General features: G+C 71.2%; 5 protein-coding genes. 1 reads left to right on the top strand and 4 read right to left on the bottom strand.

The annotated features are described in order from the left end of the window. Nucleotides 1-92: 92 nt before the first annotated feature. From ACFWVC_RS35100 to galT, 4 genes are all read right to left on the bottom strand, one after another. On the bottom strand, nucleotides 93-908 hold the full coding sequence (locus ACFWVC_RS35100) for a response regulator (protein ID WP_384296968.1): 816 nt from the start codon (nucleotides 906-908) through the stop codon (nucleotides 93-95). A gap of 300 nt (nucleotides 909-1,208) precedes the next feature. Continuing rightward, on the bottom strand, nucleotides 1,209-2,357 hold the full coding sequence (gene galK / locus ACFWVC_RS35095; RefSeq protein ID WP_384296966.1) for a galactokinase: 1,149 nt from the start codon (nucleotides 2,355-2,357) through the stop codon (nucleotides 1,209-1,211). Nucleotides 2,358-2,364: 7 nt separating this feature from the next. Continuing rightward, nucleotides 2,365-3,369 carry a UDP-glucose 4-epimerase GalE gene (gene galE, locus ACFWVC_RS35090; protein ID WP_384296964.1) on the bottom strand — a complete coding sequence of 335 codons (1,005 nt, stop codon included), beginning with the start codon at nucleotides 3,367-3,369 and terminating at the stop codon, nucleotides 2,365-2,367. 85 nt (nucleotides 3,370-3,454) lie between these two features. Continuing rightward, nucleotides 3,455-4,501 carry a galactose-1-phosphate uridylyltransferase gene (galT, locus tag ACFWVC_RS35085; protein ID WP_384296962.1) on the bottom strand — a complete coding sequence of 349 codons (1,047 nt, stop codon included), beginning with the start codon at nucleotides 4,499-4,501 and terminating at the stop codon, nucleotides 3,455-3,457. A gap of 103 nt (nucleotides 4,502-4,604) precedes the next feature. Between galT and ACFWVC_RS35080 the strand changes: the two genes are divergently transcribed. Continuing rightward, a complete protein-coding gene (locus ACFWVC_RS35080; RefSeq protein WP_384296960.1) occupies nucleotides 4,605-6,275 on the top strand; it encodes a sodium:solute symporter family protein in 1,671 nt (556 codons plus the stop codon).

Here is a 6,275-nt window from a genome sequence, read left to right as displayed (position 1 = left end):
TGGCGGCGGCGGTGGCGGCGGCGGTCGCTAGGACACCGCGGTGATCCGGCGGTCCGCCCTCCCGGTTCCGGGGAGGGCGGGCCGCCGTCGCGTCATGCCGGGGCCGCCGAACCCACCCGGCCGCCGTCGCCCTCCACCGGGGGCACCCCGGCCCGCCGGGCCAGCGCCACGGCGGCCAGCGTCGAGTGCACGCCCAACTTCCCCAGGACGTTCTGCATATGGGTGCGGACCGTGTGCGGGGAAAGATACAGCCGCTCGGCCACCGCCTTGCGGCCCAGCCCCGCCACCATGCAGCGCAGGACCTCCTGTTCACGCGGGGTGAGCGACTCCACCAGCCGTTCGCTCTCCGTGCGGTGGCGGCGCGCGGCGGTCAACTCCCGCAGTACTCCGGTGAGCAGGGCGGGCGGCAGATGGGTCTCGTCGCGCAGCACCCCGCGCATGACCGCCAGCAGCCGGGACAGCGAGCAGTCCTTGGCCACCCATCCCGACGCACCGGCCTGCAGCGCGCGGGCGGCACGGCGGGCGTCGTCGCGCTCGGCGAGCACCACCGTGCGCGTGGCGGGGTGTTCGTTCCTGACGCGTTCCACCAGGGCGATGCCGTCGACGGCCGAAGGGCCGCCGGGGGCGCCAAAGGCGGCGGAGGCGGTCGAGGCGGTCGAGGCGGTGGCGGTGTCCACGGCGTTCAGCGTGCGCACGCCCGCCGCGCCCGCGACCGACCCCAGGTCGGCGTCGACCAGCAGTACGTCGTAGCGGCGGCCATCCGCCGCCGCGCGTTCGAGGCAGCGCTGGGCGGCGGCTCCGCTGCCGGCCGCCGACACGTCCACATCGGGTTCCGCGGCCAGGGCCGCGGCAAGCGACTCGGCGAAGATGCGGTGGTCGTCCACGACGAGAACACGGATTCGTCCCACGGGCCCCACTCCCGGCATTAGGCGCTTTCCCCCCAACGGACGAGGTTGAGGTGCACTGAGGCCCGGCACCTGGAGCGGACGCCGCATGCCGCCGGGCTAGCCGCCGTCCTCCGCCAGGTGCCGAACCCTTGTGTCTCGCCCCCTGATGCCGCCGGCCCCCACCGGCGCTGTTCAAGAGCCTAGGGGCAGGAGCAGACAAAGGCGCCGGAATGGAAAAACTGGGCGGGCGGAGTTGTCTTCCCGGGTGCGCGGCTGTGACCTCCGGTGCACAGGTCGCCCTGTGCGCCGGAGGTCGTCGGGCTACGCCAGCCGCCGCGCGCCCGCGGAGGGCAGCGCCGTGAAGACGCGGGGTTCGCGGTACCCCGCGTCGGCGAAGGCGGCCAGCACCGAGTCGGCGACCTTCTCCGCGGCCGACTCCTCGACGAGCACGATGGCCGAGCCGCCGAATCCGCCGCCCGTCATACGGGCGCCGAGGGCCCCGGCCTCCGTGCTCGCGGAGACCACGAGGTCGAGTTCGGGGCAGGAGACGCGGAAGTCGTCGCGGAGCGAGACGTGCCCCTCGGTCAGCACGGGTCCGATGGCGCGGGCGTCGCCCGCCTCCAGCAGTCCGACGACCCGCTCCACGCGCCGGTCCTCGGTCACCACGTGGCGTACCAGCGGGCGCAGTTCGGGCTCGCCGGACAGTTGCTCCAGGGCCGCGTCGAGGCCGTCGTAAGGGATGTCGCGCAGCGCGTCGACGCCCAGCACGTCCGCCGCCTGCTCGCAGCCGGCCCGGCGCTTGCCGTACTCGCCCTCGCTGTGGGCGTGGGTGACCCGGGTGTCGACGACGAGCAGCCGCAGGCCCTGCGCGGCCATGTCGAACGGGATCTGACGTTGCGACAGATCACGGGTGTCGAGCCACAGCGCGTGGCCCTCGGTGCAGCACGCCGAGGCGGTCTGGTCCATGATCCCGGTGGGGGCGCCCACGTAGACGTTCTCGGCGCGCTGGCACAGCCGGGCCAGCCGCCAGGGCTCCATTCCGAGCCCGTACAACTCGTTGAGGGCGACGGCCGTCACCACCTCGAGCGCCGCCGAGGAGGACAGCCCCGCGCCCGTGGGGACGGTGCTCTCGAAGTGGATGTCGGCGCCGGTGATCGCGTGGCCGGCGTCGCGCAGCGCCCACACCACCCCGGCGGGGTAGTCGGCCCAGCCCGCGCCGCCGCCGGGCTCCAGTTCGTCCACGTGGAGTTCGACCACGCCGCCCTCGACGTCGGGCGACGCGCTGTGCAGCCGCAGCCGTCCGTCGGCGCGGCGGGCGACCGCCGCGACGGTGGTGTGCGGCAGCGCGAAGGGCATCACGAAGCCGTCGTTGTAGTCGGTGTGCTCGCCGATGAGGTTGACCCGCCCGGGGGCGGCCCACACGCCCTCGGGCCCGGTGCCGTACGTCGTTCGGAAGGCGTCCGCTGTCACTGTCGCTCTACTCCCGGTTCTGCAGGGCCTGCGTGAAGGTCCAGGCGTCGCGGACGATCTCCGCGAGGTCGGTGCGCGAGGGCCGCCAGCCCAGCCGCTCCTTGGCGCGCTCGGCGGAGGCGACCAGGACCGCGGGGTCGCCGGCCCGGCGCGGGGCGACGACCTCGGGGACGGGGTGGCCGGTGACCTGCCGTGCGGTCTCGACGACCTCGCGCACCGAGAAGCCGTTGCCGTTGCCCAGGTTGCAGATCAGGTGCTCGCCCGGGGTGGCGGCGTCGACGGCGAGCAGGTGCGCCTCGGCGAGGTCGGCGACGTGGATGTAGTCGCGGATGCAGGTGCCGTCGGGAGTCGGGTAGTCGTCGCCGAAGACCGAGATGGCCTCGCGGCGGCCCTGGGCGACCTGCAGGACCAGCGGGATCAGGTGCGACTCGGGGTCGTGCCGCTCGCCGAACTCCCCGTAGGCGCCCGCCACGTTGAAGTAGCGCAGCGACACCGCGGCCAGGCCGTGCGCGACGGCCTCGCTGGTGATCATGTGGTCGACGGCGAGCTTGGAGGCGCCGTACGGGTTGGTCGGCAGGGTCGGGTCGTCCTCGGTGATGGGGACGGACTTCGGCTCGCCGTAGGTGGCCGCGGTGGAGGAGAAGACCAGCTTGCGCACCCCCGCCTCGCGCATGGCGCCCAGCAGTTCCAGGGTGCCCGCGACGTTGTTGCGCCAGTACTTCTCCGGGTTGACCACGGACTCGCCGACCTGGGAGCTGGCGGCGAAGTGCAGTACGGCGTCGTAGGAGGCGTCCAGCACCTTGCCGGCGTCCTGGACGCGGCCCTCGACGAACTCGGCACCGCCGGGCACGCCGTCCCGGAAGCCGGTGGACAGGTCGTCCAGCACGGTGACCCGGTGCCCCGCCTCCAGCAGGTGGGCGGCCACGACGCTGCCGACGTAACCGGCGCCGCCGGTGACCAGGACCTTCTTCCCGCCGGCGTGGGGGGCGCCGGCGCTCGGGGTGTTGCTCACGGGGTCACAGCCTTTCTGGAGTCCGTCTCGGGGCAACCGTAGTGGGGACCGATGAGGGCGTGCTGAGCACGTGCCGTGGACGGCCTCATGCGGTGGCGACCTCCCGCAGCCGGGCCGCGGCGGCCTCCGGCGGCACGTCGTTGATGAAGACGCTCATGCCGGACTCCGAACCCGCCAGGAACTTCAGCTTCCCCTTGGTGCGGCGGATCGTGAACAGCTCCAGGTGCAGCGCGAACTCCCGGCGCAGCGGGCTGCTGAACGGGGCCTGGTGCCACCCGGAGATGTAGGGGGTCGGCGGCTCTTCCGTACCGAAGAGCAGGTCGAAGCGGCGCAGCAGTTCCAGGTAGATCCCCGGGAACTCGGCGCGCGCCTCCTCGTCCAGTCCGAGCAGGTCGGGGACCCGGCGGCGCGGGTAGAGGTGCACCTCGTACGGCCAGTGGGCGGCGTAGGGCACGAACGCGGTCCAGTGTTCACCCTCAAGGACGACGCGCGAGCCGTCCGCACGCTCGCGTTCGACGATGTCGTCGAAGAGGTTGCGCCCGCCGGTGGCCTCGCTGTGCCGCTCCAGCGACCGCAGCATCAGCTCGGTGCGCGGGGTGGCGAAGGGATAGCCGTAGATCTGGCCGTGCGGATGGCCGAGGGTGACGCCGATCTCCTCGCCGCGGTTCTCGAAGCAGTAGACCTGCTCGACCCCGGGGAGCTGGGACAGCTCGCGGGTGCGGTCGGTCCAGGCGTCGAGCACCAGCCGCGCGCGCTCGGGGCTCAGCCCCGCGAAGGACGTGTCGTGGTGGTCGGTGAAGACGACCACCTCGCAACGGCCATGTTCTCCCGAGAGTGAGGGAAAGCGGTTCTCGAAGACGGCGACCTCGTAGTGGTCGTCGGGGATCTCGGTGAGGCGGCCGTCACGCGTGGGACACAACGGGCATTCGTTCGCGGGCGGGTGGTACGTACGGGCCTGGCGGTGCGAGGCGATGGCGACGGAGTCGCCCAGCAGGACGTCATGACGGATCTCGGAGGCCGAGGACACCGGGTCCAGCGGGCGCCGGTCGACGGCGTCGTGCACCGCGTCTTCCCGGGTGTCGTAGTAGATCAGCTCGCGCCCGTCGGCGAGCCGGGTCGATGTCTTCTTCACCCTGCGGGCTCCTCACACACACCCAACCAACAGAACCGAACACAATGAACCACAACGAAACAGCAACGTCAACGAAAGCGGCGCTGCGGGGAGTGATCACACCATGAACCACCTGGCAGAAGGGCTACGACTGCCGACCAACGCCCTCGACTACTCGATCCTCGCGATCTACTTCGTCGTGGTCCTGGGCATCGGCTTCGCGGCCCGCCGTTCCGTCAAGACGAGCCTGGACTTCTTCCTGTCGGGGCGCTCACTGCCGGCCTGGGTCACCGGCCTGGCGTTCATCGCCGCCAACCTGGGCGCCACCGAGATCCTCGGCATGGCGGCCAACGGCGCACAGTACGGCGCCTACACCGTGCACTGGTACTGGATCGGCGCCATTCCGGCCATGGTCTTCCTCGGCCTGGTGATGATGCCCTTCTACTACGGCTCCAAGGTCCGCTCCGTGCCGGAGTTCCTGCTGCACCGCTTCGGGCCGTCCTCGCACCTGCTCAGCTCGATCATCTTCGCGGTCTCGGCGCTGCTCATCGCCGGCGTCAACCTCTACGCGATGGCGATCGTGCTGGAGGCCCTGATCGGCTGGCCGCAGTGGGTGGCGATCGTCGTCGCCGGGCTCTTCGTGCTCTTCTACATCACCCTCGGCGGCCTGTCCTCGGCGATCTACAACGAGGTGCTGCAGTTCTTCGTCATCCTCGCCGCGCTCATCCCGCTCACCGTCATCGGCCTCAAGCGGGTCGGCGGCTGGTCGGGCCTGCGGGACTCGCTGACCGACTCGCACTCCCCGGCGTTCCTGTCCGCCTGGCAGGACACCGGGATCGGCTCGCAGAACCCGCTCGGCGCCAACTGGCTGACCATCGTGCTCGGCCTCGGCTTCGTGCTGAGCTTCGGCTACTGGACGACCAACTTCGCCGAGGTGCAGCGCGCCCTGTCGGCCAAGAACCTCTCGGCGGCCCAGCGCACCCCGCTGATCGCCGCCTACCCCAAGATCTTCATCCCGCTGATCGTCGTGCTGCCCGGGCTGATCGCACTCGTCATCGAGCCGGACATCGGCAAGAGCACGAGCGGGCTGCAGTACAACGACGCGATCCCGGTGCTCATGCGCGACCTGCTGCCCAACGGCGTCCTCGGCATCGCCGTCACCGGCCTGCTGGCCGCCTTCATGGCCGGCATGGCGGCCAACGTCTCGTCCTTCAACACCGTCTTCACGTACGACATCTGGAGCAGGTACGTGCGGCGGGACCGGCCGGACTCGTACTACGTCACCACCGGCCGTGTGGTGACCGCGATCGGCGTGCTGATCGGCATGGGCACGGCCTTCATCGCCTCGTCCTTCAGCAACATCATGAACTACCTGCAGACGCTCTTCTCGTTCTTCAACGTGCCGCTGTTCTGCGTCTTCATCCTCGGCATGTTCTGGAAGCGCTCGACCGCGGCGGCCGGCTTCTGGGGCCTGCTCAGCGGCACCGTGGCCGCGATGGTCAACTACTTCTGGTTCTACAAGGGCGGCCTCATCTCCATCCCCAGCGACCAGGGCGCCAACTTCGTCTCCGCCATCGCCGCGTTCGTCGTGGGCGGGGTCGTGATGGTGCTGGTCTCGTGGTTCACCCGGCCCAAGCCCGTCGAGTCGCTGGCGGGCCTGGTCTACGGGACCACCTCGCCCGGCATGGCCGAGCCGCCCGCGAAGGGCGACGACGCCTGGTACCGCAGGCCCGCCCTGCTGGGCTGGGGCGCGATCGTCCTCGCCGCCCTGTGTTACATCCCCTTCTCGCTGTGA

Origin of the sequence: Streptomyces sp. NPDC058691, assembly GCF_042714775.1 — a bacterium.
Taxonomy (GTDB): domain Bacteria; phylum Actinomycetota; class Actinomycetes; order Streptomycetales; family Streptomycetaceae; genus Actinacidiphila.
Note: the sequence above shows the minus strand (reverse complement) of the source record. Positions and strands in the feature narration are given on the sequence as shown.

What these genes read in the sequence shown, in the direction of transcription:
- ACFWVC_RS35080 (WP_384296960.1), top strand. Translation starts at nt 4,605, where the DNA reads ATGAACCACCTGGCAGAAGGGCTACGACTGCCGACCAACGCCCTCGAC.